We start from the raw sequence: 26,975 nt of genomic DNA on the forward strand, positions 1-26,975 counted from the left end.
GTGCTCGGCTGCTACCGTGGATCAGTCCGTGGTGCTCGGCACCGCGACCGGCGATGGGGCTCGCCGTGATTCGCGCCGTCCGGCGCTGATGGCTTCTACCCGCGACCGCGTCCGCGCAGCATTCTGCCGGGCGACCGGACGAGGAGGAAGCCATGGGGCTGGACGCCAAACCCGTCAACCTGCGCTGCACCGGCCTGATCCTGCGCGACGCCCACGTCCTGCTGTGCCAGCGGATCACCGACTGGGTGCTGCCCGGCGGCACGCAACAGGACGGGGAGTCCGTCGGCGCGTGCGTGCGCCGCGAAGTGCGCGAGGAGACCGGTCTCGCGGTCACGCCGACGGGCGTCGCGTTCGTGCTGGAGGCAACGAATTCGCGTTACGGCCAGCACCTGGTCGAGATCGTGCTGCACGCCGAGACCGACGACCCGGACGCCGAGCCGCACGGGGTCGAGGACGGCCTGGTGCCGCGGTTCGTGCGGCTGGAACACGTGCTGTCGCTGGAGCTGCGGCCTCCGATCGGCGGGTATCTGCGCGGCTTCCATGCGGGTGGCGCGCAGCGGACTGCCGCCTACCTGGGCAACGTGTGGCGCCCGGCGCCGGCCGAGGCGAGGCGATCGTCGTGACTGCCGCGCTGGCGAACCTGGCCGACCTGGTCCGGCGGTATCTCCCGGTCGAACGGGCGCGAGTGGTGGACGACGCGGTGTCCCGTGCCTTGTCCGGGCAGGTCCGGGTGCTCGTGCTCGGCGAGGCCAAGCGCGGCAAGAGCACCTTGGTGAACACGCTGTTCGCCCGCGACTTGCTGCCGACCGGCGCACTGCCGGTGACGTCGGTCGCGACCACCGTCACCGTCGCGTCCACTGTGGATGCCGAGGTCCGCTACCGCGACGGCCGCAGCCGTCCGATCGGGCTGGACGAGGTCGCCGAGCTGGTCAGCGAACGCGGCAACCCCGGCAACGTCCGGCAGGTGGACACCGTGCGGATCTCAGCGCCGTCGGCCTGTCTCCCAGCAGGCACCGAAGTGGTCGACTCGCCCGGCACCGGATCTGTACATCAGGCCAACACCGAGGAAGCCGCGCGGGCGCGCGACAGCGTGGACCTCGCCGTGCTCGTGGTGGCCGCCGATCCGCCTGTCTCGCAGGCTGAGCTGACGCTGGCCGCAGAGGTGATGACGACCGCGGCGGCCGCGGCGGTGCTGGTCAACAAAACCGACCTGGTGCGGCCCGGCGATTTGGCCGAGATCGTCGCGTTCACCCGGGCCGCGGTCGCCGGACCGCTCGGCTCGGACGTCCCGGTGCTGCCGGTCTCGTTGCGCACCGGCGCGCCGACGGAATTGGTCGCGTGGCTCGGGGAACGGATCGCACGCTGCGGCGAAGCGGACGTCGTGTCCTCGACCGCGCGTGCGCTGCGCCGGGAAACGACCGCGGTACTGGACGGCCTGCGGATCGAGTACGAGCTGATCCGACGGTCCACTGAGGACAGTGCGGGTGCGGTGCGCGCCCTGCGGGCGATACTCGACAACGCCCGGGTCGCGGAAACGGCCGCCGTGGACCATCTGCACGGTGCGGCGCGGCGGGCGCGGGCAGACTTGGATGCCGCACACGAGCGTGCGGTCGGCGCGGCGCGTGCGGCCACGCGGGAAGTGCTGGGGGCCGCGTTGCCGGAACAGCCCGCGCGCCCCGAGACCGCAGCAGATCTCGTCCGGCACCGGATCGGCGACCTGGCGGCCGGGCGCTGCGCGGAGTGGTTCAACCGCTTGGGCGCGGAGTTGGAGACGGCCATGCACGCCGGCGCCCGGCAGGCGTTGTCCGGTCTGACTGCGGATCTCGCGCGGTCACGGCAGGCCGCGGCCGAGGTGCTCGGAATCCGGCTGGACGAGGTGCCGATGCCGGAAACCGCTGCCGCGCCACGGTTGCCGGTACTCGAACTCGGCCCGGAGGTCGTTTGGCGGGAACTGGTCACCACGGCACTCGCACACCGCCTGCCGGCAGCGATCCGCCGCAAGCGGTTGCACCGTCACCTGGTCGACTGGGCGGCGAATGCCGTGCCCCGGCCGTTCGGGCGCGCCCGCTCTGCGCTGCAGGACTGGTTGCAGGACAACGCATGCGGGACCGAACGCGCGCTCGCGGAGATCTGGCGGGCCCAGCTCGCCGCACTCGAACGCGGACTCGCCGAAGCCGCGCGCCGGGAGAGTGCCGGTCCGGACGTCCAGCTCGACGAACTCGGCGAGCAGATCAGCGTGCTCGACCAGGCCGTACGCGAGCTTGACACCACCGTCCTCAGCGCCGCGGCACGGTGAGCCGCCATGATCGGATGTGCGCGCTGGCGGCAGACGGAACTCCAGGTCCTGGAATGGGTCCACGGGCAGACACCGCGGTCCGCGGTGCGGTGCGCTCAGATGGTGACCACGCTCGGGGAGACTCCGGTCGCCTGGGCCGCGGTCGGCGCCTCGTGCCTCCTGACGCGATCCGGCGGGCGGGCCGCGCCGATCGTCACGCTCGCGGTCGCGGCTGCACTGCGACGCGGCCTGGCCGATCTGATCGACCGGCCGCGTCCGCCGGAACGGTTGTGGCGCACGGAATGGTCCGGCCCGAGTTTTCCTTCCAGGCACACGACTCTCGGCACGCTGGGTGCGGGTCTGGTCGCCGTGAACCTGTTGCGCCGGCCGGGAATCGTCGCGGTGCCGGTCGCGGCGGCCGTCGGGATCAGCCGGATCGTGCTCGGCGTGCACTGGCCCACCGACGTGCTGGCCGGCTGGGCATTCGCGGCGGCGGCACTGGCGCTCTCGGGCGGGAGGCGCCGGAATGGCCGGCGTTGAGCTGTGCCACGCCTTCGTGGAGTTCCCGATCTTCGACGCGAAGTCCCGCTCGCTGAAGAAACGCGTGCTCACCTCCGCCGGCGGGACGATCCGGACCGGGGCGAAAGTGCCGATCGTGACGGCGTTGCGGGACATCACCGTCTCGCTGGCCGAGGGCGACCGCGTCGGGCTGGTCGGGCACAACGGCGCGGGCAAGTCCACCCTGCTGCGGCTGGTGGCCGGGATCTACGAACCCACCCGCGGATCCGCGCGGCGCACCGGCCGGGTGGCGCCGGTGTTCGACCTCGGCCTCGGCATGGACCCGGAAATCTCCGGACTGGAGAACATCGTCGTGCGCGGCATGTTCCTCGGCATGACCCGCCGCCGGATGCGGGCCCGGATCGACGAGATCGCCGACTTCACCGAACTCGGCGACTACCTGCGGATGCCGCTGCGCACCTACTCCACCGGCATGCGGGTGCGGCTGGCGCTGGGCGTGGTGACGTCGATCGACCCGGAGATCCTGCTGCTGGACGAAGGCATCAGCGCGGTCGACGCGGACTTTCTCGAACGCGCCCGGGCACGGCTGCACGACCTGGTCGCGCGCTGCGGGCTGCTGGTGTTCGCCTCGCACACCGAGGAGTTCCTGCTCGACCTCTGCGATTCGGCGCTGTGGCTGGACTCCGGGCGCATCGTGCGAGCCGGCCCCGCGACAGACGTGGTGCGCGCCTACACGGGTAGCTCAGGCCGGGCGGACGCTGAACCCCAGCAGCGCCGGGCCGCCGACGATCCGATCGCCGCCGACCGTGTCCTTCAGCTTGTGCATCCCCGTGTCGTCGCCCCGGACCGGGAAACTCCGGGAGAAGTGCTGCACGAGGATCTGTGACCAGCCGATAGGAATCGGTCAGCTGACCGCCAGGAGCGGCCGGAGGCGTCCGGTGCGCAGGGTCTCGACATACCCGGAGGCCACCCGGCGCAGGACGACGCTGGCGGCGAGGGCGACGAGGAGACCGACGACGAACGAGCCGGCGACGTCGTGCGGGTAGTGCGCGCCGACGTAGACGCGGGAGGCTCCTTCCGCGAGGGCGAACAAGGCGGCGATGGCGCAGAGCCGGCGGCTGACCAGATACAGGGCCGCGACGGTGGCGGCGGCGACGGTGGAGTGGCCGCTGGGGAAGGCGTAGTCGTCGAGTGCGGGGCAGGCTTCGACGATGAAGGCGTTCGGCAGGGAACGGCAGGGCCGCAGTTCGGCGACGCCGGACTTGACGACCTCGGCGACGACGAAGGCGACCAGAACGCAGACGGGGGCGACGAGGGCGGCGGTCATCGTGGCCGCGTCCGCGCGCCGGGCCTGCCACCAGCCCACGATCATCAGCACGGCGAAGACCCCCAGTCCGTACTGGGTCCAGGCTTCGGCCGGAGCGTTGAGCCAGGCGGTGTGCCGCGCGAAGTCGGTCACCGAGGTGAACCACGAGCCGTCGACGGTCGAGCCGTCGAAGGCGAGCCGGAAGGGGGAACTGGGAGCCATGGCAGGTGGTCTTTCTGGGCAGTGGCGAGCGGTGGGCTGGTGCTTGCGACGGGGGGCGGACTCCTCCGTCTTCATCTACATGGTTGTAGATTCTCGTCATCGTAGCGGGATGGGGTCCGGGCGGTCGCCTGCCGGCAGGCGCGCGGCCTCGGCAGGCGGCATCGCTCCTGGTTGAGGTGCGAGATCGCGGCTGGCGACCGGTCCCGGACGATCGCCTGAGCGATGTCGATCATGCTCACGTGCTGCCGTCCTCGCAGGTCGCCGGTTCAGGGAAGCGGTCAGGCTAGCGTGCGGCGGCAGGGGCACCGATCTTGGGGATGCTAACTGTCGTTATTTTCCAGACCTAACTGTTGCCTTGCTTCCAGCCGCAGGTGAAGTGCCGGATGAGCGTCGCCGGGACCAAGGCGGTGAGCAGAGCGCCCACCACGATCGGCCCGGGGGAGCCCATGCCGATCCCGACGACCGTGATCACCAGCTCGGTGGCCAGCAGGGTGAGCAGACCCGCGGCGGCAGCGGCGAGCGTGGACAGGCGCACCGGGTGAAACGCAGCGAAGCGCCGGGCCAGCCGCGGGTTTTCCCGGACAAGCTCGTGCTCGATCTCGTCGAGCTGCTGTTGTTCGTGATCGCGCAGTGCCATGGCCGGCTACACGTCGTAGCAGAGGGGCGCAAAACCGCGGAGCATGACCAGAGTTGCCACCCGTGGCCTCCCTGCCTGTGTGATCGCAGCGATCGTCGGACCAGGCAGGGGCTGTTGGCGGCGCACGGCCGCGGTTGGGTCCGGCGAGCCCCACCGCCGGGCGCTGATGCGCGTGGCGGAGTCTACTGCGTTTCGACGGGCGGGAGAGTCGGCGGCGCGAAGCCGTACTCGCGGGCGTGCCGGGCGGACAACGCGGTGGCACAAGGCAGGCAGGCCAACTGCCGGATTTCGGTGAAGGCCAGGTCTGCGGAGCTGAAGCCGGTGGAGTGCGGGACGGAGTTGTGGCCGACGCGGACGCAGTCGCGGCAGACCGCGGCGCCGCAGGTGGTGCAGATTCCCACGGCGGGGCGCGTTTCATTGGCGAGAGAGCAGTCGAGGCAGTGCACGGGGTTGTCCTTTCTGGTCAGGCGAGGATGAGCACGAGGGCGAGCACGGCGACGAAGGCGATCAGCAGGTAGCCGACATAGGCGTCGAGCCGTCCGTTCTGGAGGCGTTTGGCGGTGCGGACGGCGGCGCGCAGCGGGCGCAGCAGCGGCCGGTAGAGGAACTGTTCGACGGCTTCCACGACGTCGGAGGTGTAGCCGAGGTGGGCGCCGGCGGCGTCGGGGCGCGGGTCGTCGTCCCGGCCGCCGCTCTGGCGTTCGACCGTGCGCAGTTCGGCGCGGGTCAGCAGCACGTTCGCCAGGACCTTGCGGGTCGGGTTGGTGAAGGCGAAGGGTTTGTACTGGTTCTCGCCTTCGACCCCGCCGGTCGCCGAACGCCACGCGGGCACCCGGCGGACGGCGAACATGCGGCCCCGCGCGAACACCAGGCACAGGAGTCCGGCCCCGGCCAGCAGCGCCGGCAGCACGACGGCGAGCCAGGACGGGGAGAGGATGGAGAAGCCGGGGAACACCGGTTGCAGCACCCAGGGCCCCTTGATCGCGGACCCGGTGGCGTCGCGGGGCACGATCGGGCCGAGCCCGGCGGCGATGACCCGCACCTGGAGGGGCGCGACGGCGGCGACCGCCAGACAGCCGGCGCCGAGGGCGGTGAGGGCGAGCTTGCCGAGCGGGCCGGTGTCCCGGGCCAGTTCCGCGTCGCGCGGTCCGCGGGGGCCGAGCACGGTGAGCCCGACGATGCGCACGAAAGCGACGGCGGCGAAGCCCGCAGTGAGCGCGACCAGCGCGCCGGTGACGGCGAGCGGCAGGGTGTAGCCGAGCGCGCCAAGCCGGAACTGCTGCATCAGCGCCTCCAACAGGAACCACTCGGACACGAACCCGGCAGTCAGCGGCAGCCCGGCGAGGGTGAGCGCGCCGATCGCCAGCCCCGTGCCGGAGAACCGCAGACGGTGCCCGACGCCGCGCAGGTCGTCGAGTTCGGTCGTGCCGGTCGCGTCCTCGATCCCGGCCGTGGCGGTGAACAACAACGATTTGGCCAGTGCGTGCGCGATCGTTTGCAGGGTGGCGGCGAGCAGCCCGACCGCGATCAGCGGCGGCATCGAGGCGGCGGCGCCGATCATCGCGACCGCGTAGCCGACCGTGATGAGCCCGGCGTTCTCCACGCTGGAGTAGGCGACCACCTCGGCGAGATCGGTTTGCACGGTGGCGTGCGCGATGCCCAGCAGCGCGGTCGCGCCGCCCAGCAGGAGCACGACGACGGCGAGCCAGGGCGGCGGCTGGTGCAGGAGCGCGAGGGTCCGCCAGAGGCCGTAGAACCCGACGTTCACCGCGACTCCGGCCATGACCGCGCGCAACGGTCCCGGTGCGGCGCGGTAGCCGCGCGGCATCCACACGTGCACCGGGACCAGCCCGACCTTGACCGCGAAACCGAGCACCAGCAAGGCGTAGGCCGCGTCGCGGACGCCGGTGTGCGGCAGCGTCGTGAAGCTGGGGAAGGAGAAGCTGCGGCTTTGGGCGGCGAGCAGCAGCAGGCCGACCAGCAGTGCCGCGCCGCTGACCTTGCCGAGTGCGATGGTGACGATCGCCGGTGTCGCGGTGCAGCCGCGCTGGTGGGCGGTCATGAGGTAGAAGGCGACGGTCAGCGTCTCCCAGGCGAACAGGAACACGAACACGTGGTCGGCGGTGACGATGACCGCGATCGACGCGAAGGCGAGCGCATAGGCGCAGCTGAGGCCCCTTGCCCGGACGCGGTGCGGCCGGACCGCCCAGTCCGCGCACGCCAGCGAGACCGGGACGGCGACGGAGAAGCTGATTACGAGGAACAGTGCGGAGAGCCGGTCGACGGTCAGGTCGGCCGCGCCGAAGCCGAGGAACGCGTCGAGGCTCAGCCGGATCGGGTGCCCCGTGAGCCCGGCGGCGCCGACGATGGTCAGCAGGGTCGCGGCCGCGGCGCCGAGCAGATAAGGCAGGGGGCGGGCCCAAGCGTGCCGGACGCCGAGCACCAGATCGGCCAGCAGCGCGAGGCCGAGCAGGCCGAGCGCGGCGATCAGGACGGCCGTCATCGCGTTCGCCTCGTCCCGGTCAGCCGGCCGGTGGCCAGCAGGATCGCGTGCAGCAGCCGGAACGGGCTCGGCGGCGACCCCGGCACCCACACGTCGACCGGGAGCAGGTCGCCGATGCCGCCGGCAGTGGCGTAGGAGGGCGAGACCAGGCCGCCGCTGATCGCGTCGGCGCCCACGGCGATGACCGCAAGCGGACGCGGCAGCGCCTCCAGCGTGCGGGCCAGCGGCGCGGCCATCCCGTGCGTTCCGGCGCCGGTGACGAGCAGGAGGTCGGCGTGGCGGGGGCTGGCGGTGAAGAAGATCCCCAGCCGGTGCACGTCGTAGACCGGGTTGAGCAAGGCGAGTACTTCCCATTCCTCGGCGCCGTCCGAGCCCGCGTCGACGTGTCTGATGTGGACGGACCGGCGGAATGCCCTGGTGCGCCGGGACAACGCGGCACGAAGACGGCGCAGTTCGGCATCGGTCTCGGCCAGTTCGGGCACCACGAGGGCTTCCCGGGAGAGCCGGGCGACGTCGTTGCCGTCCTGCCAGCCGAACCGGTCGGGCCGGGCGGCGACACAGGCACCGCACCCGATGCACCGGCCCTGGTCGAGCCGGACCCGGCCGTGGTCATCCTGGATCGCGCCGGTGGGACACAGCTCGTCCAGCCCCGGGTCCCAGGCCGTTTCGCCGACCGTGCGGGCGATCGAGCGGACGTCGTCGGCGTCGGGCCGCCGGGGGTGTCCGGTCGTGACGATCCCGTCGCGCAAGCCGCGGAAAACCCAAGGCATCTACATCGCCACCCCGGCTATGGAGAGGCCGAAACTGGCCTCGATGAACGGGAAATCGGTCAGGATGTCGCCGTGGAACGCCTGGGAGAACACGGCGAGGTTGTGGAACGACGCTGACCTCGGCGCGCATCGCCGCAGCCGCCCGTCGCGCTCGGCGTCGAGGAAGTACAGCACTTCGCCCTGCGGTGCTTCGGCCCAGCCGACCGCCTGACCGGCGACCGGGCCGACCGGGGCGGCCAGCGTCTCGTCGGGCCGGTCGCCGAGCAGTTCGACGATCTGGGCAAGCAGGTCGAACGACTCGGCGACCTCGTCCCACCGCACCCGCAGCCGGGCCATCGCGTCGCCGTCGCTGCGGCGCGGCCCGGGCGTGCGGCTGAGCTTGGGGTAGGCGTCGTAGGGCCGGTCCCACCGGGTGTCGTCGCCGGTGCCGCCGGCCCGTCCGACCGGGCCGAGCAGACCGTGCTCCAGGGCGAAATCCTCGTCCAGCGGCCCGGTTCCGCGCAGCCGGTCGAGGAACGACGCGGTCTGCATCAACGCCTCGGCGTCGGCGGAGACGGCGCGGCGGAGAGCGTCCATTCGGGACCGGAGGTCTTCGCGGCCGAGCATCGGAAGCGCGCGTACTCCGCCGGGAATCACGACACCGCGGCCGAATCGGTTGCCGCACAACGCGGACACCAGCCGCAGCGTGCGCTCCTTGTGCCAGCCGAAGCGGGCGACGGCGACCGCGAGGCCGGCGGCGTCGGCGAGTTTCATGGCGACGTCGAGGTGGCTGGCGATGCGTTCGAGTTCCGCGTGCAGCGCGCGCACCAGCTGTGCGGTCAGCGGCGGCTGCGCATCGGCGAGTTCCTCGACGGCGTGGCAGAACGCGAGGGCATGCGCGACGGAGGCGATTCCCTCGACCCGTTCGGCCAGCAGAACCGCGTGATTCGGGGCCATTCCTTCGAAGCGCACTTCCAGGCCGCGGTGTTTGAAGTGCGGGCGGACGTTCACGTGCGGGATGTCCTCGCCCGGGGTCTCGACGACGTACTCCACCGATTCGAACACCCCGGAGCGGACGGGACCGTGCGGGAGGCTGAACAGGCCGGTGCCCATCACGTGGCTGGGCAGCGCGCGCTCGTCCGGCTCGACGTGGGACGGGTGGAACGCGGCGCCGGGGCTGGGCAGGGGTTCGTTGTCGTCCGGGTGCGGCAGCACGAGCGGGTCGAGCCGCGGATGGCCCTGCGGGACCACGCCGAACAAGTCATGCAGCTTGCGCTCGTACCAGAACGCGGAGGGAATCCTCGGCGTCAGCGCGGGATAAGCGCCGGTGCCGGGCGGGAGCCGCAGGTCTACGACGTCGATGCCGCCCGGCCGGGCCAGCAGCACGTGCAGGGTCACGCCTTCGGTGACGTCGCCGTCGCCGATCAGGGCGGCGAACCGCGCCCCGTCGCCGATCCGGGCGAAGATCTCCTCCCGGCTCATGTCCCGCCTCCCAGCTCGGCCACTCCGCGGGCCAGGAGATCGGCGAAGTCCGCTGGCGGGTGCACGCCGAGCACGATCAGCACCACCAGCCCGGCCACCATCGGCGCGACCATCCAGGCACTCGGCTCCCCGCGCACCGGGAGCTCGGTGCCGCCGCGGACGAAGAGCATCCGCGTCGTCGCCACCGACAGCCCGAGGAAAGCCAGCGTGACCAGCACGACGAGGACCACGGTGACCGTGTCGTGGGCGCCGGCGAGCCCGCCGGCGACGATCTGGAACTCGCTGCGGAACAGCCCGAACGGCGGCATCGCCGACAACGCCAGTATCGCGAACAGGAACAGCGGCGCCGTCCACGGCAAAGTGTCCAAACAGGACCGGATGGTGCCGGTGTCCTTGGTGCCGTACTTGCGGACCAGCACCCCGGCGCCGAAGAAGGCGTTGCCTTTCGCCGCGGCGTGGGCGACCACGTGCAGCAGGACTCCGGCGAGTGCCAAGGGCGCGCCGAGCCCGATGCCGATCGTGAGGATGCCCATGTGCTCGACGCTGGAGTAGGCCAGCAGCCGTTTGAGGTCGCGTTGCTCCAGCAGGTACAGCGCGGCCAGCAGCAGGGTGAGGACGCCGAACACGAGCAGCACCGTTCGGGGGAAGCCGGAGCCGAGCGTGCCGGCGGCGACCTGGTAATAGCGCAGCACCGCGTAGAAGCTCACCGCGAGCAGCGAGCCGGACAGCATCGCCGAGACCGGCGTCGGCGCCTCGGAATGCGCGTCCGGCAGCCAGGTGTGCACCGGGAAGAGCCCGACCTTGGTGCCGAACCCGACGACGGCGAGCACGAACGCCAGCTGAACGGCGTTGTGCGGCAAGGTTTTCCCGGCGGTGAGCAGGGGCGCGAACGCGACGTCGTAGGACGAGCCGAGGACGGTGGAGCCGGCGTAGTACATGACAATCGTGGCGAGCAGCCCGATGCCTAGACCGGCGGAGGCGAGCAGCACGTACTTCCACGCGGCTTCGGCGGCGTTGTCGGTGTCGTCCAGCGCCACCAGCAGCGCCGACACGACGGTGGTGATCTCCACCGCGATCCACAGCAGGGCGAGGCCGTCCATGAGCGGCGCGCACATCATCGACCAGGCGAACAGGTTCAGTCCGATGTGGAATCTCCGGGCGTAGCGGGCGAATCCCGGACGGTCGCGTTCGGACTGGAGATAGCCGATCGAGTACACCGCGGTCGCGGCGTAGAGGAAAGTGGTGCCGAGCAGGAACACGACCGACACCGCGTCGGCCCGGAGGATCCCGAACTGCACCGGCCCGCGCACGACCGCGGGCACCAGCACGACGGCGAGGCCGAGGCTAGCCAGCGCGGTGAGCAGGCTCAGCGTCTCGCTCGCCCGGACGCGGGCCGGGAGCGCGCCAAGGGCGGACACCAGCGGGAGAGCGGTCAGCAGGACGAGGACGACCGGCATAGCCTCACCCCCTCAGCTTCGTGAGGTCGCGGGTGGACAGCGATTCCGATCGGCGGTGGTGGACCTGCATGAGCACCCCGAACACGACCACCGCGACCAGCAGGTCGAACAGGAACGCCACCTCGAGGATCAACGGCATCCCGGCAGCGACCACGAGACTGGCCAGGGAAACTCCGTTCTCCAGCGAGAAAAACCCGATCGCCTGCGAGACCACGTCACGGCGCACGATCATCAGCACGAACGCCACCAGGATCACCGCGACCGACAGCGCGAGCGCGGTTTCCGGGAGCGCGGGGCTGGTGACTTGGAAGCGCCCGGTCGCGAAGAACCCGAACGCCGCCACCGCGACCGCCAGCAGCACCTCGCTGGCCACGCCGAGCGCGCCGCTGCCGGCGATCTCGGTGCCCGCCGTGCGCAGCATCCGCAGCACCAGCCACGGCACGACGATCACCTTGAGCGCCAAGGACAACGCCGCCAGGGCGTACAGCTCCGGCACGTCCCGCACGACCGCGACGACCACCGCGAGCAGGGACACCAGCAGCGACTGCGCGGCATACACCCGGACTTGCGCGCGCAGCAACGCGGTCCGCAGCATCGCGAACTCGGTGAGCAGCACCAGCACCGCCAGCCCGTTCGCCACCCCGGCATACACTCCGGGAGGCGCGACGGCGGCAGGATCCGCGGCCAGCACGTTCATCAGCCGCCTCCGAAGTAGAGGGTGAACACGGCCAGCACCGCGAGCAGGAACGCGGCCGCGACGAATTCGGTGATCTTGAACAGGCGGAGCTTCGCGAACGAGTTGTCGATCACCGCGATCAGGACGCCGAGGACGACGCATTTGCCCAGCAGCGCGGCGATCGCCAGCGCCACGTCCCCGATCCCGGGCGTGGCGGCCAGGCCCCACGGGGCGATGAACACGTTGATCAGGATGGTGAACAGGATCAGCTGCTTCATCGCCGATCCCCAGCGCAGCATCGCCAGGTACGGGCCGGAGTGCTCGAACGCCCGGGCTTCCTCGATCATGCCGAACTCGTTGGTCCCGGTGTGCGTCTCCACCGGGATCCGGCCGGTCTCGGCCAGGATCACCAGCAGCAGCGCGGCCGCGGCGAGCAGGTGCGCGGGACGTACGATCTGCTCGGCCGAGGACCGGACGGTTTCGGCCAGCGCGTACGGAAGGTCGGTTCCGGTCACCAGCGCGACGGTGAACACCACGAACAGCACCACCGGCTCGGTGATCGCCCCGAAGGTCTTGGTCCGGCTGGCGCCCAATTGCGCGTAGGGCGAACCGGTTTCGGCGGCCGCGACAGCGATGGCGAAACTGGCCAGCGCCAGCACGAACCCGCCGCCGAGGATGTCGCCCAGGTACCCCAGCGGCAACGGGAACGTGGTGAGCACCGGGATCAGCAGCGGCACGGTCAGGTAGCACGCCATCGCACCGATCGGCGCGACCAGGAAGACCCAGCTCGCTCCGTTCGGAGCCAGGGATTCCTTGCGGAACAGTTTGCCCAGGTCGTAGTACGGCTGGAGCACGCGGGTGCCCCGCCGCCCCTGCAGCCGCGATTCCACCCGGGCGATCACGCCGGACACCCCGGGCGCGGCGACCAGCACAGTCAGCGCCTGCGCCAGCTGCACGAGGGGGATCGGCACCGGCGGGTTCACGATCGCTCCCCGGGCCGGGGAGCGAGCTGATGATCGGGGACTGCGGAGCCTTCGGAATCCTCGTCCACCCGGACCTCCTCTACCGGCCTGCCAGCGTGCGAACACGAAGGTGGTGCGGTAGAGGCCATTAGCGGAGGATCCGCGGTTAAGGCGAGCCCCATCGCCTGTGTTCCCAGTGTGACCACCACGGCGACGTCGCGCAAGCCCGTGCGCCGCCGCGGACCCGGATGGGTTCTTGACCGCCGGGTCCCCGAGCGGTTGTACTGGACGCGGCGATGGATCCCGCCGGGGCTCGTGTGTGCCCGAACCGCCTCCGCCGAGGCTGATGGCTTCCTGGCCGATGCTTGCCGCGCGGACCAGGAGGGCCGCTGTGAAGATCACCAAAAGGGCGCTGCGACTGTCGATCTTCCTCGGCGACGGCGACATCTGGCACCACAAGCCGACATACGTGGAGATCGTGCACCGGGCGCACAAGGCCGGTCTCGCGGGCGCGAGCGTCCTGCGCGGCTTCGAGGGCTACGGCGTGTCGTCGCGGATCCACACCCAGCACGTGTTCCGGCTGAGCGAGCACCTGCCGCTGCTGGTGCTGATCGTGGACTCCGAAGAGAAGATCCGGGCGTTCCTGTCCGAATTGGACGACCTCGAAATCAGCGGCCTGATCGTGGTCGACGAAGTGGAAACGATCCGCTACACCGAATCCGCGCCGAAGCAGTCGCATTGGTGGTCCGTGAGCTGACGCGGGTGAAACCCGGCACAGCCCGCGGGCCCGCGGACGCCGGCTCGGCTAGACTGGAGCTGCGGCGGTGGGGCTCGCCGCTTCGGGGTCAGCCCGGAAGAACCGCGGCTCTGCCCGCCGCCAACAGTCCCTGCTTGACCAGTGTCGTGCCCAGGACAAGCAGGAGGCGTGCGTGAGCAATGAGGTCGACGTGACCGACCCGATCGACCCGGATGTCGATCTCCAAGTACCGGCACAGCGCCGGGAACTCTTCCGCACGCACGGATTGGTGCTCGTCGTCATCGCGGCAGGCGGTGGTCTCGGGGCGCTGGCCCGTTACGGCCTGGCCACGCTGCTGCCCACTGCGCCCGGCCGCTTCCCGTGGGCCACCTTCGGCACGAACGTCGCCGGCTGCTTCCTGATCGGCGTTCTGATGGTGCTGATCACCGAGGTGTGGCCCGCGCACCGGCTCGTGCGGCCGTTCCTCGGCGTCGGCGTGCTCGGCGGATTCACGACCTTCTCCACCTACGCGGTGGAGACGCGCGGCTTGCTGCAGCCGGACACCGTCGGGCTCGCTTTCGCTTACCTGGCCGGAACTTTGCTCTGCGCGCTGCTCGCGGTGATCGCCGCCGTCTGGCTCACCCGGACCGTGACCAGTCTCGTCCGTCAACCCGAAGAAAGGGTCTGATCATGCAGCTCACGGGATACGCCCTGCGCATGTCGATCTTCATCGGCGAGGACGACGTCCGGCACCACAAGCCGCTGCACCGGGTGATCGTCGAACGCGCCCGGGACGCCGGATTGGCCGGCGCCACCGTGCTGCGCGGCTGCGAGGGCTACGGGATCCACGCGATGATCCACACCACCCGGCTGCTGAGCATGTCCGAAGACCTCCCGATCACGATCCTGATCGTCGACCGGGAAGACAAGATCCGCGCGTTCCTGCCCGAACTGGACGAGCTGATCAGCGAGGGCGCCGTCCTGCTGGACGAGGTCGAAGTGCTGAGCACCGACGGAGTCCGCCGCCCATGACCGCCGTGCTCGTGTTCGTCGGCGCGATGGTCGGCGCGCCGCTGCGTTACCTGACCGACCGCACGGTGCAGAACCGGCACGACAGCCTGTTCCCGTGGGGCACGTTCAGCGTCAACCTCGCCGGCTGCCTGATCCTGGGCGGGCTCGCCGGAGCCGGAACCGCGCTGCCCGCACCGCTGCTGGCGCTGATCGGCACCGGCTTCTGCGGCGCCCTCACCACCTACAGCACCTTCAGCTACGAAACGGTGCGGCTGCTGGAGCAAAAACTGTACTTCTACGCCGCGATGAACGTGATCATCAGCGTGATCGCCGGGCTGGGCGCGGCGCTGATCGGATACACCGTCTTGCACGCCCTGGTGGGCTGAACCCGGCAATACGGGTTACCGCTGACCGAGTCTCCTTCCGGGCTCGGCGCCGAACGGATCTCGACCCGGCGGTCATCCGGGCAGCGGACGGCCCAGCAGGCTCAGCGCCGCCCGTCTCGCGGGTGCGGGGCCACAGGAGGCGTAACTGTCGAGCAGATCGCGGTGCGCGCCGACTCCGCCGATGCGGACCAGCGCCTGCAAGACGGCGGTGGCCAGGTACGGGTCGGGTCCTTCGGCGAGCAGCGTGCGCAGCGGGCCGAGAGCACGGTGTTCCTTGCGGGCGCCCAGAATTTCGGCGGCGATGATCCGCCGCTCCGGCAGCGGGTGCCGCAGCGTCCACAGCAGACGGTCGACGTAGTCGAGGTCGGCGGCCACGACGGCACACAGCGGCTCCTTCGCGGGGGAGGCACCCAGCACGGTCGCACTGGTTCATCTGGCAAATCCACGGCATCCGGTCTTCCTCGCGTCGTCCGGCTGGACGGGCGGGACCCTGTGACGAAGTTCGCCGCACCCCGCGCCTGCTTCATACGGCACTCAGCCGCCGGTAGCCCGCGGAGCAGAGCGCACCGCCTCCGCGAAAAATGGCGCGTCCCCCAGGACGAGGCCGCCGAACGGCTCGCGCGCACCAGGCGGTGGCCAGCACCCGGTGGTTCCCCGGAGAGCCCGGTCATCCACGTCGTCGCGGTCGGCGGGCGGGTTGTCGGATGGGTCTGTCGCGAACGGGAAAGCGGACCGTCGTGCGCGCCGGAGGCTCGGTCGCCGAAGCGGACACGTTCGGCGAATCTGTTCGCGTGCTCGCGGGCTTATCATGAGAGGGCTGGCGAAGGAGTCGGGATGTTCGCGAAACGGGCGGTGCCGGTGAGTTCCCTCGACGCGCCGTGCGCTCCGTGGGAGATCCCGGTCGAACGCGACCTCGCCGAGCTCGGCGGCGGCCCGGCGCGGTCCTTCCGGCCGTCGTCCGCGCGGTTTCTCCCGGTGGACGCGGCCGAGGACCTCGCCGATCTCGTCGGCCCGCCGCGCCCGGGCGACCTGCTGGTGCTGCCGTCCGCGACGCGACCGGCGGCCGACGGGCTGGTCTGCGTCCCGGACCAGGTCGTGGGCATGGGCCCGCGCGGGGTGGCGCAGTGGGTGGACGATCTGCCCTACCCCCGCGTGGTGGGCGTGATCCCCTACGCCGAGCTGGTCGCCGCCGAGCACCTGCTGGCGGGCGAACACGGCTGCCTGGTACTGACCGGAGCCCGCACCCAGCTGACGATCCACTACCGCTCGCCCGCGTGGCCCGCTGTCGGCGACCTGCTGACCCGGCTGCGGGCCCACGCGCTCGCGAGCACCGGGGCGTCGACGATGTCCGCCACCGGCGAGCACGTCCAGTGGGAGGAGCTTCCGTACTCGCTGCTGGTCGGCCTCGGCGACCCCCGGCCGCCGCGGTGCCTGTCGGCGGCCGCGGAATCGGTTCGCGGCCGGTGGTGGCGGCACCGGCGGACCCGGCCCGCCGCGCAGGTGGTGCTGACCCGGTACGAATTGGTGGTGCTGCGGCACGTGACCGGCCGGGCGCCGCTGCGGCACGGGGTGAATCTCCTTGCTGTCGCCCGGGAACACATCGCCGGCCTCGACGCGAGCGGCGAAAGGCTGACGGTGCGCACTCCGGCCGGCGAGCACCAGGTCGAACTCAACCCGGCGCTGGCCGAGGCGGCGCAGACGAAGTTCCGTCCGATGCTTCGTGCCTGCGGCGCACGAGGATCAGCAGCGGGACGGCGGCGAGCTGCGCCACGACCGAGAACAGCACCACAATCGTGAGGGACACGCTGAACAGCGCACCGATGGCCGCGCTGCCAGCGAACCACGCGACGCCGTAGACGCCGGTGAACAGACCGTAGGCCGAGGCCCGCCGGTCGGCCGGGACCATCGGGGCCACCGCGGCCGGGATGATCGATTCGTGCACGCCCATTCCCAGCCCCCACAAGCACATGCCGATCAGCGCGGGCCAGAAGCCGCCGAGGAACGCCAGCGGCGCGTAGGCCGCGGCGACCACGGTCAGCGGGATGAGCAGGCCGATCCCGAAGCGGTCGAACAGCCGCCCGAACAGCAGTGATCCCGCGCCGCTGACCGCCATCGCGACGGCGTAGAAGATCGGCGTCAGGTCGGCGGACACGGCGCCTGCCTGCTGGAAGTGGAACGCGATCACGGGAAAGTCGGCGAAGCCCGCCGCGACCAGCGCCGCGGCGGCCAGATACAGCCAGAACCGCCGCGGGAACCCGTGCGCCTGCACCGGGGCCGTCGAGGGCTCCAGGTCCTGCGGGCGCGGGTAGACCAGCCGCGCTACGCCCAGCAGACAGAGCATGATCGCGGCGGGCACGGCGAGGACGGCGAACGCGAGCCGGTAGTCGTGCCGGCTGCTCGCCAGCACCAACGCGATCAGCAGCGGCCCGAACATGGCCCCGAACTGGTCGAGCGCCTCGTGCACGCCGAAACCCCAGCCGTACCCGATCTGCTTCGCGGCATGGGACAGCATCGCGTCCCGCGGCGGATTGCGGATCGCCTTGCCGACCCGTTCGAGGATCACCAGCAGCGCGGCGACCTGCCAGCTTCCGGCCAGTGCCAGCAACGGGACCACCGACATCTGCAACACGTACCCGCTGATCGTGATCGGCCAGTACCGGCCGGTGCGGTCCGCCCCGCGACCGGACACCACCCGCAGCCCGTACCCGAGCAGCTCGCCGAACCCGGTGACCACTGCGATCGCCAGCGCACCGGCCCCGAGCAGCCCGAGGAAAGGCCCGATGACCGCGCGCGACGACTCGTAGGTGAAGTCGGCGAAGAAGCTCATCACGCCGACCATCAGCACGAACTTCAACCCGGCGGACAACCGCCGCCCGCGAGCCTTATCGGCCATACCGCGCCACCGCCTCAAGACGACCGCGTTACGGTAGCAAAGTAACCGCCGTTACGCATCAGCACGCGACGGCACGATCGGGCAGACTGAGCCCGTGCCCGACCAGAAGACGAACGCCCCCCGTGGCTGGCTGCTGCTGATCTACCGGGTCCCGCCGGAACCGACTCGCCTGCGAGCCACGGTGTGGCGCCGCCTCAAAGGACTCGGCGCCGTCTATCTCCAGAACTCCGTCGCCACTCTCCCGGCCGCACCGGCAGCGGAACGCGCGCTGCGGAAGCTGCGCCACGAGATCGTGGAAATGGGCGGAACGGCGCAGCTGCTCACGAGCACCGCGCTCGTCGGGCAGGCGGACATCGTCGCCACCTTCCAGGCCGCTCGCGACGACGAGTACGAGGAAATCGTCGACAAGTGCCAGGACTTCCTGGCCGAAATCGAGAAGGAAACCGCCGCCGAGCACTTCACCTACGCGGAACTCGAGGAGAACGAGGAAGACCTGACCAAGCTGCGGAACTGGCTGGCGAAGGTCACCGAACGGGACGTCCTCGCCGCGCCTGGCCGCGCCGAGACGCTCCGGGCGCTGGAACGGTGTGAGCGGGTGCTCGAGGAGTACGCGGCGAAGGTGTACGCGTCGGACGCCGACGGACACTGATCGGGTCGCCTTGGCGGGTGCCGCGGGCCGTTCTGATGGCATTCAGCCTGGCTCAGCTCTGGCAGCACGTCGTCCTGGCCGGTGCTGCGATCCTGTTGCTGGCGCCCGAAAGCGGAGTCGTCACCGCACTCCGTGCCAGCGCACCAGCAGGGGCGTTGCTCGCGATCGCCGGAATCGCAGTCGTACACCGAGGCACGCGTGCCGCGACCGGCAACAGTTGCGCCATGACTCTTGGCCTGCAAGGCGACGAGCCGATGTCAGGAGGATGACCACGGGCATTGACAGCGAGAGGTGATCAGCACCGTTTGTTGCGATCGGTATCCGCGACGGGCGCGATCTGGTCGACGAGCGGGCCGCCGGTGTCCAGCAGTGCCCGGAGGGTCTCCAGGGGTTCGGGGACGAGGCGGTACCAGCTCCAGGTGCCGCGGCGTTCGCGGGTGAGCAGTCCGGCGGAGACGAGGACGCGCAGGTGGTGGCTGAGGGTGGGCTGCGGCATGGCGAATTCCTCGGCGAGGTCGCAGAAGCAGGCTTCGCCGCCGGGCGAGTAGCGGATGAGGGACACGAGCCGGATGCGCAGCGGGTCGGCGAGGGCTTTGAACAGGGCCGCGGCCTGGTGGGCGTCGGTGTCGGTGACGGCCGCGGCGGGTTCGGCCAGCAGCAGGGTGACCGGGACCGGGGTGCGGTTGTGCCGGTGTTCGCCCGCCATGGGTCCTCCCGTCGGTTCGTGTGCCGTAGTCGACCATACCTGCTGGATTGACAAAGTTCGATGCAATCGAGTTCACTTGGATTGAGAGAAGTCGATCCAAGGGGTGTGGGTGATGGTGCTGCCTGCTGGCGGCTTGCCCGTGCATGACGCGGACGCGCAGGTCGAGCGGATCGTGGACGAGCTGGCGGACCGGTTCCGCGGGACGTTCGAGCGGGAGGCGGTGGCGCGGTTCGTGCGCGAGTCGTACGCGCTGTTGTCGGAGTCGGCGACGGTGCGCACGCATTTGCCGGCGCTGACGGCGCGGTTCGCGCGCGAGCGGCTGCTGGACCGGGGCCGGGCGTCGGGGCTGTTGCGGGTGGAGGTGCCGCAGGTGCTGTTCGTGTGCGTGCACAACGCGGGCCGGTCGCAGATGGCGGCGGCGCTGCTGGACCATCACGCGTTCGGCCGGGTGGCGGTGCGCTCGGCCGGGTCGCGGCCGACGCGGGAGATCCCGGAGACGGTCACCGCGGCGCTGGCGGAGCTGGGCGTGTCGCTGACGTCGGCGTATCCGAAGCCGTTGACCGACGAGGTGGTGCGGGCGGCGGACGTGGTGGTGACGATGGGCTGCGGTGACGCGTGCCCGGTGTTCCCCGGCCGCCGCTATCTGGACTGGGCGGTGCCGGACCCGGACGGGCAGCCGCCGGCGGCGGTGCGGCGCATCCGCGACGATATGGACGCCCGCGTCCGCGGCCTGCTCGACGAGCTGACTCCGTGATTTTTCCGTTGCCGAGAAAGGAATCCTAGTGTCGCGTGTTCCGGAAGTGCTGTTCGTGTGCGTGCACAACGCCGGCCGTTCCCAGATGGCCGCGGCGCTGCTGGCGCACCACGGCCTGGGCCGGGTCGCGGTCCGCTCGGCAGGGTCGGAGCCGGCGGAGCAGGTGAACCCGGCCGCCGCGCGGGCGTTGGCCGAGTGGGGCCTGGACATCACCGCGGAGATCCCGACGAAGCTCTCCACCGCCGACGTCGAGGCGTCGGACGTGGTGATCACGATGGGCTGCGGCGACACCTGTCCGGTGTTTCCGGGCAAGCGCTACCTCGACTGGGCGCTGGACGACCCGGCCGGGAGGGGCGTGGAGGCGGTGCGCCCGATCCGCGACGAGATCGACCGCCGGGTCCGCGGCCTGCTCGCCGAACTGCTCGACGCCTGATTCCTTCACACCTGTTCTGCCGCAAGGAGAATCGTGACACAGACCGCCGACGACACCGCCCCGGCCGATGGCGACGTCCTGCACAAGCTCTCGTTCCTGGACCGGTTCCTGCCGGTGTGGATCATCGTGGCGATGGCCGCCGGGCTCGGCCTGGGCAGCGTCGTGCCCGGCCTGCAGTCCGTGCTGGACGCGGTGAAGATCGGGCAGGTGTCGCTGCCGATCGCGCTCGGGCTGCTGCTGATGATGTACCCGGTGCTGGCGAAGGTCCGCTACGACAAGCTCGACACCGTCACCCGGGACACGCGCACGATGGTGCTGTCGCTGATGCTGAACTGGATCGTCGGCCCGGCGCTGATGTTCGCCCTGGCCTGGCTGCTGCTGCCGGACCTGCCCGAGTACCGCACCGGGCTGATCATCGTCGGGCTCGCCCGCTGCATCGCGATGGTGATCATCTGGAACGACCTGGCCTGCGGCGACCGCGAGGCCGCCGCCGTGCTGGTCGCTTTGAACTCGGTGTTCCAGGTGATCATGTTCGGGGTGCTGGGCTGGTTCTACCTCGAGCTGCTGCCCGGCTGGCTCGGCCTCGACACCACGAGCGTTTCCTTCTCCCCGTGGGAGATCGCGCTGTCGGTGGTCATCTTCCTCGGCATCCCGCTCGTGGCCGGGTATTTGTCGCGGCGCATCGGCGAACGCACCCGCGGCCGCGACTGGTACGAAAGCAAGTTCCTGCCGAAGATCGGGCCGGTCGCGCTGTACGGGCTGCTGTTCACGATCGTGGTGCTGTTCGCGCTGCAGGGCGACAACATCACCTCCCGTCCGCTCGACGTCGCCCGGATCGCCCTGCCCCTGCTGGCCTATTTCGCGCTGATGTGGGGTGGCGGCTACCTGCTCGGCAAAGCGTCGGGCCTGTCCTATGCGCGGACCACGACCTTGGCGTTCACCGCGGCGGGCAACAACTTCGAACTCGCCATCGCCGTCGCGATCGGCGTGTTCGGCGTGACCTCCGGCCAAGCCCTCGCCGGCGTGGTCGGGCCGCTGATCGAGGTCCCGGTGCTGGTCGCGCTCGTGTACGTGAGCCTGTGGCTGCGCAAACGCTGGCGCACCAACGCATCCCGGACGTGAACCGCACCCAGGTAGCAGTGGTCGGCGGCGGGCAGGCCGGGCTCGCCGCTGGGTTCTACCTGCGCCGCGCCGGCCTGGACTTCGTCATCCTCGACGCGCAGCCCGATCCGGGCGGCACGGGTGGGAGTCGCTGAGGCTGTTCTCCCCGGCCCGCTACAGCGCCCTGCCCGGCTGGCCGATGCCGCCCTACCCCGGCGAGGGGTACCCGACCGCGCCGCACGTGGTCGACTACCTCGCCGCCTACGAAAAGCGCTACGCCCTGCCGATCGTGCGCGGCGAGACCGTGACCAGCGTGGTCCGCGACCGCGGCGGGCTGCGGGTCGCCACCGACACGACCTCCTGGGACGCGGCGGCGGTGATCTCCGCGACCGGCACCTGGTGGCGGCCGTTCCTGTCGCTGGTCTCCGGCGAGTTCGGCGGACGGCAGCTGCACACCGTCGACTACGACGGTCCGGCCGCGTTCGCCGGGCAGCGCGTCGTGGTGGTCGGGGGCGGGAACTCCGGCGCGCAGATCGCCGCCGACCTCGCCCCGGTCGCGACGGTGACGTGGGTGACGCGGCGGCCGCCGCGGTTCCTGCCCGACGACGTCGACGGCCGAGCCCTGTTCGACCTGGCCAGCCGCCGCGCCCGCGCGCTCGCCGCCGGCCAGGCCGATCCGGGCGGGGTCGGGAGCCTCGGCGACATCGTCGCCGTGCCGCCGGTCCGCGTCGCCCGCGACGCCGGGCTGCTCACTCACCGGCCGATGTTCGCGCGCCTGGCCGCGGACGGTCCGATGTGGAGCGACGGCAGCCGCCTCTCCGTCGACGCGGTGGTGTGGTGCACCGGGTTCCGGCCCACGCTGGGACACCTCGCCTCGCTAGGGCTGCGTACTGCGGGCGGAGCGATCCGCACCGAGGGAACCCGCGCTGTCGACGAACCGCGGCTGCATCTGCTCGGCTACGGCGACTGGACCGGCCCCGGATCGGCCACTCTCGCCGCCGTCGGCCCGACCGCACGCGCCGCCGTCTCCGAGATCGCCCGGCAGGCCGATCCGGACGGGCGAGCTGGTTCCTGACCTGCCTTGACATCCACCATGCGCGAGCACGGTCGTTTCCGGCGGAACGCGATCAGGTCATCCGTCGTCGCCGCCCGAACTGTCGCGAACCTTCCGGTAGGTCGCAGCGTTGCGCAGGGAAGACCGTCCGGTGTAGGACGCGTAGACCGCGAGCAGGCCGTCTTGCTGCTCGTCCGAGAGGTCGTTGAGGCCCAGCACCATCTGCTCGAACGGGTCGAGGGCAACCCCGGGCACGATCTGCCTGATCTCCGCGTTTAGCAGCATCTCCTCGGGGATGTGCAGCACCTCGCAGATCTTTTCTAGGAGCGATTCGCCGGGACGCTCCCCTCCCATGATCTGCGATATGCGGCCGGGCGTGACGGCAACCTTCTCCGCGAGTTCCTTCTGGGACAAGCCAGCGAGTTCGAGACGGCGGTTGAGCAGTTCGCTGAGCGCCGTAGTCGGCATGCTTAGAAGCTAACTAAACTGCTAAATCGCTGTCAACCTCTCCGCTCGCGGTCTTGCTGAGCGCGTCGACACGGCTACGTCGCCGCCTGCACGGCATTGGCGCTCGCCGCGCTCGCCTGGGCCGGGAGACCGCCCCGGGCCTGACCCGTCGGCCCGGCCGCCGGGAGTGCCTGCGACGATCACGCCATGCCCGACCCGACACCCGCGTCCACCGCGGCGTGCTGCGCACCGCTTGTGCAGGAGCCGCTGTCTGCCGAGGACGCCGGGCAGTTCGCGGCCGGGTTCAGGGCGCTGGCCGATCCGGTGCGGCTGCGGCTGCTGTCGCTGATCTGCGCGGGTGGGGACACCTCGGCCGGGGAGTTGGCAGCGGCGTTCGCGGTGACCGGGCCGACGATCTCGCACCACTTGAAGGTGCTGCGCGAGGCCGGACTGGTCGAGACAGAACGCCGCGGCACCTCGATCCGCTACCGGACCCGCGAGGAAGCCATGTCCGCGTTGTCCGGGCTGCTGGCGGTGCCGCTCAGCTGACCGGCTGGCAGCAGCGCCGCCGGCCTGGTGCCGCGGTGTCGGTTCTACGGCATCGTGGTCAGGGACGGGAGTCTCAGTCCTTCGGGGAAACTGCTTGAGCACGAACTCCGAGCCGTGGAAGGAGAATCACGCTGCGGGCGACGAATCTCGTGGCGGCGGGTGCTCGCTGAGCCAGCGCCGCTCGACGGTCCAGCCCGGATTCATGCTCGCGTATTCGACGATCCAGGTCGGGCCCCCGTGACTGTCTCCGGTCCAGGGCGTCGGCAGCCGTGGCCCGGTCAGCCGCAAGTGCGGGGTCGGGTCGTGGTCACGGTGGCAGAACACCTGGGAGTCGGCGGCGTCGAAGATCATCTGGCTGACGATCTGTCCCGTGCCGCCCTCCATTTTGAACCGGTGGTCGACCCGCTTCCGGGGGTCTTCCTTTCTCGCGCGGTGGCCGGGCAGCAGCAGGAAGCGGTGCGGGTCGAGCGGCAGGATGACGTCGCAGTACGCGGTCGCCAGCAGCTGGTTCTGGGCGTCCTGGGCGTTCAGGACGACGACAGGCACGTCGCCGGTCCACAGGCACAGGTCGCTGAACCCGAGGCCCCACGGCCGATCGAAGATCACCCAGCTCAGCCGGGCGAGCTGTTCTCCCATGAACCGGAGCTGCTCGTCGCGGCCCGCCGCTGACCTGATCGACTGGGGCAGCGCCAGCTGGCCGGTTCCGTCGCCGGCGAGGTGTTGCAGACGTTTCCGCTGGCGGACGGTCCGCACGATCTGCGAGGCGATCCACCACGCCAGCGCGGCACGCTCGTTGGCCGGCAACGGCCACCGGCCCGGCCCGGGCAGTGCGCCCCGGGGGTCTTCGAGCATCGTGTCGAACGCGGGCACCGCCTGCTTTTCGGGTTGCACAGCAGCTTCTCGGCCCGTTCGCCGTAGAAGTCGCCCACCGCGGCGACCTTCCGGATGTTCGATCCGAACGGCTGGTCGAGGCAGTCGATGTTGCGGGTGGAGATGAACCACTCGCGGCTGCCGGGTTTCCGCTGCCAGCCGAACCGCCGCAGGTACATCTGCGGCACGGTGTGGTCGTTGCTCATCGCGCGCCCCTGTTCGTCAGCACCTTCCGCGGCAAGCATGTCATCGAGCACCGACAGGAATCAGTTACCGGAATCGCTCCGGCTGCTGAAGGCCAGGCTCAGCTGACCGGCTGGCAGCACCGCCGCCCGGCCGACACCGGGGTGCCGATCAGCCGGTCGACGAGGTAGGCGGCGTCGCGGCCGACGCCGCGCAGGGTGGCGGAGGCGAAGCTGCGCTGCCACTCCAGCCCGACATAGCCGAGCCCGGGCACGGTCGTGGACAACCCCTTCCTCTGCAACGGGATCCCGTCCCGCAACGCCCCAGTTCCGTCCAGATAGGACAGTCCAGGCCGGAACCCGGTCGCGAGAACGATCGTGTCGGCGGGTTCGCTCGTGCCGTTGGGCCAGTGCACGCTGTCGCCGTCGAGGCGGGTGAACATCGGCCGCCGGTCGGGCCGCCCGGCGGCGACCGCGGCCTGGTAGCGGCCAGGGTCGGCCACGGGTGTCGCGGGCGGGGCGGACAGGAGGTGCCCGACGGGAAGGTGGTCGAGGCCGAGCGTGGCGGTCCACCAGTGCGCGTCGCGGCCGAGCGGGCGTTGCGGGGCGAAGCGGATCGGCGCGCGGGTGGCGAGGGTGACGCGGGCGTGTTCGGCGAGTTCGGCGGCGATCTGCACGGCGGAGTTCCCGGCGCCGACGACGATGACCCGCTGCCCGGCGAACGGCGCGGGGTTGCGGTATTCGCTGGAGTGCAGGACGGTCCCGGCGAACTCGTCGAGTCCGGGCAGGGCCGGGGTGTGGGGGCGGCTGAAGCCTCCGGTGGCGGCGATGAGCGCGGGCGCGGTGAAGGCATCGCCGTGCTCGGTGCGGACGGCGAACCCGTCGCGGTCGCGGGTGACCGTGGTGGCGCGGTGGCGGGTGCGGATGTCGGCGTCGAGTGCGGCGGCGTAGCGGCGCAGGTAGGCGACGACGTCGTCGCGGTGCGGGTAGCGGTCGGGGTCGCCGGGGAAGGGGCAGCCGGGCAGGCTGCTGTAGCGGGCCGGGGAGAACAGGGTGAGGCTGTCGTAGTAGTGCGGCCAGGATCCGACCGGTTCGGGTCCGGCTTCCAGCACGAGCGGCCGCAGGCCCCTCATCAGGAGGGCGTGGGCGGCGGCGAGGCCGGACTGGCCGCCGCCGAGGACGATCGCGTGCGGGTCTTCGGTCATGGCGTGCTCCGGGTCGGGGTGACGGTCAGGGCGAGGACCGCGGCGGCGAGGTTGACCGCGGCGAGGGCGAGGAAGGCGGGGCGGTAGCTGCCGAACGCGGCGGCGAGGGCGGACCCGGCGAACGGGGCGAGCGCCATGGTGACGGTCATCGGGGCGGAGAGCAGGCCGTTGAGGCGGCCGTAGTGCGCCGGGCCCCAGCGGTCGGTGATCGCAGTGGCCTGCAGCAAGGTGAAGACCCCGCGCGCCATCCCCGCCACGACCGAAGCGGCGATCAGCGCGACGGTGGTGGTGAGCAGGCTCAGCAGAACGGTGGTCAGCGACGTCGCGGCGAGGGAGGCGGCGGTGCGGGCGCGGACGCCGGTGCGGCGGGCGAGCGCGGCGTAGCCGAGACGGCCGAGGACTTGCCCGGTGCCGCCGAGGCCGAGCGCGAGCGCGGCGGTGCCGGGACTGATCCCGCGTTCGAGCAGCAGCGGCACCAGGTTCACCACGACGGCGAACACGGAGAACGTCGCCAGGCTGAATGCCGTCACCAGGATCCGGAACCCGCTGCTGCGCGCGATCCGCGCCGGGTCCCCGTGCGCCGCCTCGTGTTGTGGGGGTTCGGCGGGCGGCCACGGCCCGCGCAGCCCGAACCAGTGCCCGGGGATGGTGACCGCGGCGAGGATCGCCAGCAGCACCAGGTAGGTGTGGCGCCAGTCCAGGTACGCGGCCAGCAGCGCGGTCAACGGCGCGAACACGGTGCTGGCCAGCCCGGCCACCAGGGTGAGGGTGGTGAGCGCCGGGACGCGACGCGGGCCGTGCCAGCGGGTCAGCGCGGCGAACGCGGGCGGGTACAGCGTCGCGCTCATCGCCAGCCCGGCCAGCGCCCACGCCGCGATGAACCACGCGAGGTTCTGCGCGGTCGCGACCAGCACCACCGCCGGGACCGCCAGCAGCGACCCGACCGTCATCAGCACGCGCGGGCCGTGCCGGTCCAGCCACCGGCCCACCCCGATTCCGGCGACGGCGGACACCAGTTGCGCGCCGGAGAGGGCGGCGGTCACCGCGGCCGCGGGCCAGCCGGTGTCGCGGCTGATGTCCGGGGCCAGCACGGGGAACGCGTAGTAGAGCACGCCCCAGCTGGTGATCTCGGTGAGACAGAGAACGGCCAGCACTCGGCGCAGCCCGGACACCGGCAGTGCCGCGGACCGCGCCGTCGCCGTGCCGCGCAC

32 protein-coding genes and 2 riboswitches are annotated in these 26,975 nt (G+C 71.2%); of the genes, 16 read left to right on the forward strand and 16 right to left on the reverse strand.

What is annotated here, in order from left to right:
- The first annotated feature begins 40 nt into the window (after positions 1-40).
- Positions 41-105, forward strand: a riboswitch (Fluoride riboswitch).
- A 47-nt stretch (positions 106-152) separates the two neighbouring features.
- The 4 genes from ATK30_RS27595 (at position 153) to wzt (ending at position 3,680) form a co-directional block, all read left to right on the forward strand.
- Complete coding sequence (locus ATK30_RS27595) at positions 153-623, forward strand: NUDIX hydrolase (RefSeq protein ID WP_037359862.1); 471 nt, start codon at positions 153-155, stop codon at positions 621-623.
- Positions 620-2,296, forward strand: coding sequence for a dynamin family protein (locus ATK30_RS27600; protein WP_158242504.1), 1,677 nt, complete (start codon positions 620-622; stop codon positions 2,294-2,296). The genes ATK30_RS27595 and ATK30_RS27600 overlap by 4 nt, the downstream gene beginning before the upstream one ends.
- Before the next feature lie 99 nt (positions 2,297-2,395).
- Entirely contained in the window at positions 2,396-2,815 is a 420-nt protein-coding gene (locus tag ATK30_RS27605; protein ID WP_158242505.1) for a phosphatase PAP2 family protein, read from the forward strand.
- Complete coding sequence (gene wzt, locus ATK30_RS27610; protein WP_101438000.1) at positions 2,802-3,680, forward strand: galactan export ABC transporter ATP-binding subunit Wzt/RfbE; 879 nt, start codon at positions 2,802-2,804, stop codon at positions 3,678-3,680. Before ATK30_RS27605 ends, wzt begins: the two co-directional genes overlap by 14 nt.
- 18 nt (positions 3,681-3,698) lie before the next feature.
- On the opposite strand, the gene ATK30_RS27615 is transcribed toward wzt, so the two are convergent.
- From ATK30_RS27615 to ATK30_RS27655, 9 genes are all read right to left on the reverse strand, one after another.
- On the reverse strand, positions 3,699-4,322 hold the full coding sequence (locus ATK30_RS27615) for a phosphatase PAP2 family protein (protein WP_101438001.1): 624 nt from the start codon (positions 4,320-4,322) through the stop codon (positions 3,699-3,701).
- 343 nt (positions 4,323-4,665) lie between these two features.
- Positions 4,666-4,959 carry a DUF3040 domain-containing protein gene (locus ATK30_RS27620; protein ID WP_101438002.1) on the reverse strand — a complete coding sequence of 98 codons (294 nt, stop codon included), beginning with the start codon at positions 4,957-4,959 and terminating at the stop codon, positions 4,666-4,668.
- 182 nt (positions 4,960-5,141) lie between these two features.
- On the reverse strand, positions 5,142-5,405 hold the full coding sequence (locus ATK30_RS45110; RefSeq protein WP_158242506.1) for a DUF2180 family protein: 264 nt from the start codon (positions 5,403-5,405) through the stop codon (positions 5,142-5,144).
- 17 nt (positions 5,406-5,422) lie between these two features.
- Positions 5,423-7,462, reverse strand: a complete 2,040-nt coding sequence (locus ATK30_RS27630; protein WP_101438004.1) for a proton-conducting transporter transmembrane domain-containing protein — start codon at positions 7,460-7,462, stop codon at positions 5,423-5,425.
- Positions 7,459-8,232, reverse strand: a complete 774-nt coding sequence (locus ATK30_RS27635; protein ID WP_101438005.1) for an NADH-quinone oxidoreductase subunit B family protein — start codon at positions 8,230-8,232, stop codon at positions 7,459-7,461. Before ATK30_RS27635 ends, ATK30_RS27630 begins: the two co-directional genes overlap by 4 nt.
- Complete coding sequence (locus tag ATK30_RS27640; RefSeq protein WP_101438006.1) at positions 8,233-9,693, reverse strand: hydrogenase large subunit; 1,461 nt, start codon at positions 9,691-9,693, stop codon at positions 8,233-8,235.
- Entirely contained in the window at positions 9,690-11,150 is a 1,461-nt protein-coding gene (locus ATK30_RS27645) for a proton-conducting transporter transmembrane domain-containing protein (protein WP_101438007.1), read from the reverse strand. The genes ATK30_RS27640 and ATK30_RS27645 overlap by 4 nt, the downstream gene beginning before the upstream one ends.
- 4 nt (positions 11,151-11,154) lie before the next feature.
- Positions 11,155-11,847 (reverse strand): hydrogenase, encoded by a 693-nt coding sequence (locus ATK30_RS27650; RefSeq protein ID WP_183124309.1) that lies wholly within the window; start codon positions 11,845-11,847, stop codon positions 11,155-11,157.
- Entirely contained in the window at positions 11,847-12,809 is a 963-nt protein-coding gene (locus ATK30_RS27655; protein ID WP_244194741.1) for a respiratory chain complex I subunit 1 family protein, read from the reverse strand. The genes ATK30_RS27650 and ATK30_RS27655 overlap by 1 nt, the downstream gene beginning before the upstream one ends.
- A 111-nt stretch (positions 12,810-12,920) precedes the next feature.
- A riboswitch (Fluoride riboswitch) is annotated at positions 12,921-12,983 on the reverse strand.
- 196 nt (positions 12,984-13,179) lie between these two features.
- Here ATK30_RS27655 and ATK30_RS27660 point away from each other — a divergent pair.
- The 4 genes from ATK30_RS27660 (at position 13,180) to crcB (ATK30_RS27675) (ending at position 14,921) form a co-directional block, all read left to right on the forward strand.
- Entirely contained in the window at positions 13,180-13,545 is a 366-nt protein-coding gene (locus tag ATK30_RS27660; protein ID WP_037359883.1) for a DUF190 domain-containing protein, read from the forward strand.
- Between the two features lie 172 nt (positions 13,546-13,717).
- Positions 13,718-14,212, forward strand: a complete 495-nt coding sequence (gene crcB, locus ATK30_RS27665) for a fluoride efflux transporter CrcB (protein ID WP_341867363.1) — start codon at positions 13,718-13,720, stop codon at positions 14,210-14,212.
- A 2-nt stretch (positions 14,213-14,214) separates the two neighbouring features.
- Positions 14,215-14,556: a DUF190 domain-containing protein gene (locus ATK30_RS27670; RefSeq protein WP_101438010.1), complete on the forward strand. Its 342-nt coding sequence runs from the start codon at positions 14,215-14,217 to the stop codon at positions 14,554-14,556.
- Entirely contained in the window at positions 14,553-14,921 is a 369-nt protein-coding gene (gene crcB / locus ATK30_RS27675; RefSeq protein WP_037359887.1) for a fluoride efflux transporter CrcB, read from the forward strand. Before ATK30_RS27670 ends, crcB (ATK30_RS27675) begins: the two co-directional genes overlap by 4 nt.
- Positions 14,922-14,993: 72 nt before the next feature.
- Here crcB (ATK30_RS27675) and ATK30_RS27680 read toward each other — a convergent pair whose 3' ends face one another.
- Positions 14,994-15,338 carry a HEAT repeat domain-containing protein gene (locus tag ATK30_RS27680; RefSeq protein ID WP_101438011.1) on the reverse strand — a complete coding sequence of 115 codons (345 nt, stop codon included), beginning with the start codon at positions 15,336-15,338 and terminating at the stop codon, positions 14,994-14,996.
- Positions 15,339-16,590: 1,252 nt separating this feature from the next.
- Positions 16,591-17,814 (reverse strand): MFS transporter, encoded by a 1,224-nt coding sequence (locus ATK30_RS27690; RefSeq protein ID WP_051165938.1) that lies wholly within the window; start codon positions 17,812-17,814, stop codon positions 16,591-16,593.
- A 94-nt stretch (positions 17,815-17,908) separates the two neighbouring features.
- On the opposite strand from ATK30_RS27690, the gene ATK30_RS27695 reads away from it, so the two are divergent.
- Together ATK30_RS27695 and ATK30_RS44770 are read left to right on the forward strand one after the other, a co-directional pair.
- Positions 17,909-18,463, forward strand: coding sequence for a Chromate resistance protein ChrB (locus ATK30_RS27695; RefSeq protein ID WP_037359894.1), 555 nt, complete (start codon positions 17,909-17,911; stop codon positions 18,461-18,463).
- A 17-nt stretch (positions 18,464-18,480) separates the two neighbouring features.
- Positions 18,481-18,732, forward strand: a complete 252-nt coding sequence (locus ATK30_RS44770; protein ID WP_143271432.1) for a hypothetical protein — start codon at positions 18,481-18,483, stop codon at positions 18,730-18,732.
- Between the two features lie 26 nt (positions 18,733-18,758).
- On the opposite strand, the gene ATK30_RS27700 is transcribed toward ATK30_RS44770, so the two are convergent.
- On the reverse strand, positions 18,759-19,169 hold the full coding sequence (locus ATK30_RS27700; protein ID WP_063695767.1) for an ArsR/SmtB family transcription factor: 411 nt from the start codon (positions 19,167-19,169) through the stop codon (positions 18,759-18,761).
- Positions 19,170-19,281: 112 nt separating this feature from the next.
- Between ATK30_RS27700 and ATK30_RS46380 the strand changes: the two genes are divergently transcribed.
- From ATK30_RS46380 to ATK30_RS27720, 5 genes are read left to right on the forward strand one after another with little or no spacing between them, the layout of a single operon-like run.
- Positions 19,282-19,923 carry an arsenate reductase ArsC gene (locus ATK30_RS46380; protein ID WP_051165952.1) on the forward strand — a complete coding sequence of 214 codons (642 nt, stop codon included), beginning with the start codon at positions 19,282-19,284 and terminating at the stop codon, positions 19,921-19,923.
- 28 nt (positions 19,924-19,951) lie between these two features.
- A complete protein-coding gene (locus tag ATK30_RS27710; protein ID WP_037359896.1) occupies positions 19,952-20,356 on the forward strand; it encodes an arsenate reductase ArsC in 405 nt (134 codons plus the stop codon).
- A 33-nt stretch (positions 20,357-20,389) separates the two neighbouring features.
- Complete coding sequence (gene arsB, locus ATK30_RS27715) at positions 20,390-21,478, forward strand: ACR3 family arsenite efflux transporter (protein WP_037359899.1); 1,089 nt, start codon at positions 20,390-20,392, stop codon at positions 21,476-21,478.
- On the forward strand, positions 21,475-21,612 hold the full coding sequence (locus ATK30_RS47780) for an FAD-dependent oxidoreductase (RefSeq protein WP_235079086.1): 138 nt from the start codon (positions 21,475-21,477) through the stop codon (positions 21,610-21,612). Before arsB ends, ATK30_RS47780 begins: the two co-directional genes overlap by 4 nt.
- Positions 21,613-21,641: 29 nt before the next feature.
- Positions 21,642-22,532 (forward strand): NAD(P)-binding domain-containing protein, encoded by an 891-nt coding sequence (locus ATK30_RS27720; protein WP_235079104.1) that lies wholly within the window; start codon positions 21,642-21,644, stop codon positions 22,530-22,532.
- 57 nt (positions 22,533-22,589) lie between these two features.
- Here the strand turns inward: ATK30_RS27720 and ATK30_RS27725 are convergent, their stop codons facing one another.
- Positions 22,590-22,979 carry a helix-turn-helix domain-containing protein gene (locus tag ATK30_RS27725; RefSeq protein ID WP_037359901.1) on the reverse strand — a complete coding sequence of 130 codons (390 nt, stop codon included), beginning with the start codon at positions 22,977-22,979 and terminating at the stop codon, positions 22,590-22,592.
- 186 nt (positions 22,980-23,165) lie between these two features.
- On the opposite strand from ATK30_RS27725, the gene ATK30_RS27730 reads away from it, so the two are divergent.
- A complete protein-coding gene (locus ATK30_RS27730; RefSeq protein ID WP_037359903.1) occupies positions 23,166-23,507 on the forward strand; it encodes a metalloregulator ArsR/SmtB family transcription factor in 342 nt (113 codons plus the stop codon).
- 126 nt (positions 23,508-23,633) lie between these two features.
- Here ATK30_RS27730 and ATK30_RS27735 read toward each other — a convergent pair whose 3' ends face one another.
- From ATK30_RS27735 to ATK30_RS27745, 3 genes are all read right to left on the reverse strand, one after another.
- Entirely contained in the window at positions 23,634-24,398 is a 765-nt protein-coding gene (locus tag ATK30_RS27735; RefSeq protein ID WP_037359904.1) for a DUF4238 domain-containing protein, read from the reverse strand.
- Between the two features lie 283 nt (positions 24,399-24,681).
- Positions 24,682-25,764: a flavin-containing monooxygenase gene (locus ATK30_RS27740; protein ID WP_101438012.1), complete on the reverse strand. Its 1,083-nt coding sequence runs from the start codon at positions 25,762-25,764 to the stop codon at positions 24,682-24,684.
- Entirely contained in the window at positions 25,761-26,975 is a 1,215-nt protein-coding gene (locus ATK30_RS27745; RefSeq protein WP_183124308.1) for an MFS transporter, read from the reverse strand. The genes ATK30_RS27740 and ATK30_RS27745 overlap by 4 nt, the downstream gene beginning before the upstream one ends.

The organism is Amycolatopsis echigonensis (assembly GCF_002846615.1).
In the GTDB taxonomy this organism is placed as follows: Bacteria; Actinomycetota; Actinomycetes; order Mycobacteriales; family Pseudonocardiaceae; genus Amycolatopsis; species Amycolatopsis echigonensis.

Coding starts and splice junctions, on each gene's coding strand:
- ATK30_RS46380 (WP_051165952.1), top strand. CDS start 19,282: ATGGTGCTGCCTGCTGGCGGCTTGCCCGTGCATGACGCGGACGCGCAG.
- ATK30_RS27700 (WP_063695767.1), bottom strand. CDS start 19,169: ATGGCGGGCGAACACCGGCACAACCGCACCCCGGTCCCGGTCACCCTG.
- ATK30_RS27690 (WP_051165938.1), bottom strand. CDS start 17,814: ATGGCCGATAAGGCTCGCGGGCGGCGGTTGTCCGCCGGGTTGAAGTTC.
- ATK30_RS27595 (WP_037359862.1), top strand. CDS start 153: ATGGGGCTGGACGCCAAACCCGTCAACCTGCGCTGCACCGGCCTGATC.
- ATK30_RS27740 (WP_101438012.1), bottom strand. CDS start 25,764: ATGACCGAAGACCCGCACGCGATCGTCCTCGGCGGCGGCCAGTCCGGC.
- crcB (WP_037359887.1), top strand. CDS start 14,553: ATGACCGCCGTGCTCGTGTTCGTCGGCGCGATGGTCGGCGCGCCGCTG.
- ATK30_RS27635 (WP_101438005.1), bottom strand. CDS start 8,232: ATGCCTTGGGTTTTCCGCGGCTTGCGCGACGGGATCGTCACGACCGGA.
- ATK30_RS27650 (WP_183124309.1), bottom strand. CDS start 11,847: ATGAACGTGCTGGCCGCGGATCCTGCCGCCGTCGCGCCTCCCGGAGTG.
- ATK30_RS27725 (WP_037359901.1), bottom strand. CDS start 22,979: ATGCCGACTACGGCGCTCAGCGAACTGCTCAACCGCCGTCTCGAACTC.
- ATK30_RS27645 (WP_101438007.1), bottom strand. CDS start 11,150: ATGCCGGTCGTCCTCGTCCTGCTGACCGCTCTCCCGCTGGTGTCCGCC.
- ATK30_RS27615 (WP_101438001.1), bottom strand. CDS start 4,322: ATGGCTCCCAGTTCCCCCTTCCGGCTCGCCTTCGACGGCTCGACCGTC.
- ATK30_RS27605 (WP_158242505.1), top strand. CDS start 2,396: ATGGTGACCACGCTCGGGGAGACTCCGGTCGCCTGGGCCGCGGTCGGC.
- ATK30_RS27630 (WP_101438004.1), bottom strand. CDS start 7,462: ATGACGGCCGTCCTGATCGCCGCGCTCGGCCTGCTCGGCCTCGCGCTG.
- wzt (WP_101438000.1), top strand. CDS start 2,802: ATGGCCGGCGTTGAGCTGTGCCACGCCTTCGTGGAGTTCCCGATCTTC.
- ATK30_RS27730 (WP_037359903.1), top strand. CDS start 23,166: ATGCCCGACCCGACACCCGCGTCCACCGCGGCGTGCTGCGCACCGCTT.
- ATK30_RS27620 (WP_101438002.1), bottom strand. CDS start 4,959: ATGGCACTGCGCGATCACGAACAACAGCAGCTCGACGAGATCGAGCAC.
- ATK30_RS27640 (WP_101438006.1), bottom strand. CDS start 9,693: ATGAGCCGGGAGGAGATCTTCGCCCGGATCGGCGACGGGGCGCGGTTC.
- ATK30_RS27670 (WP_101438010.1), top strand. CDS start 14,215: ATGCAGCTCACGGGATACGCCCTGCGCATGTCGATCTTCATCGGCGAG.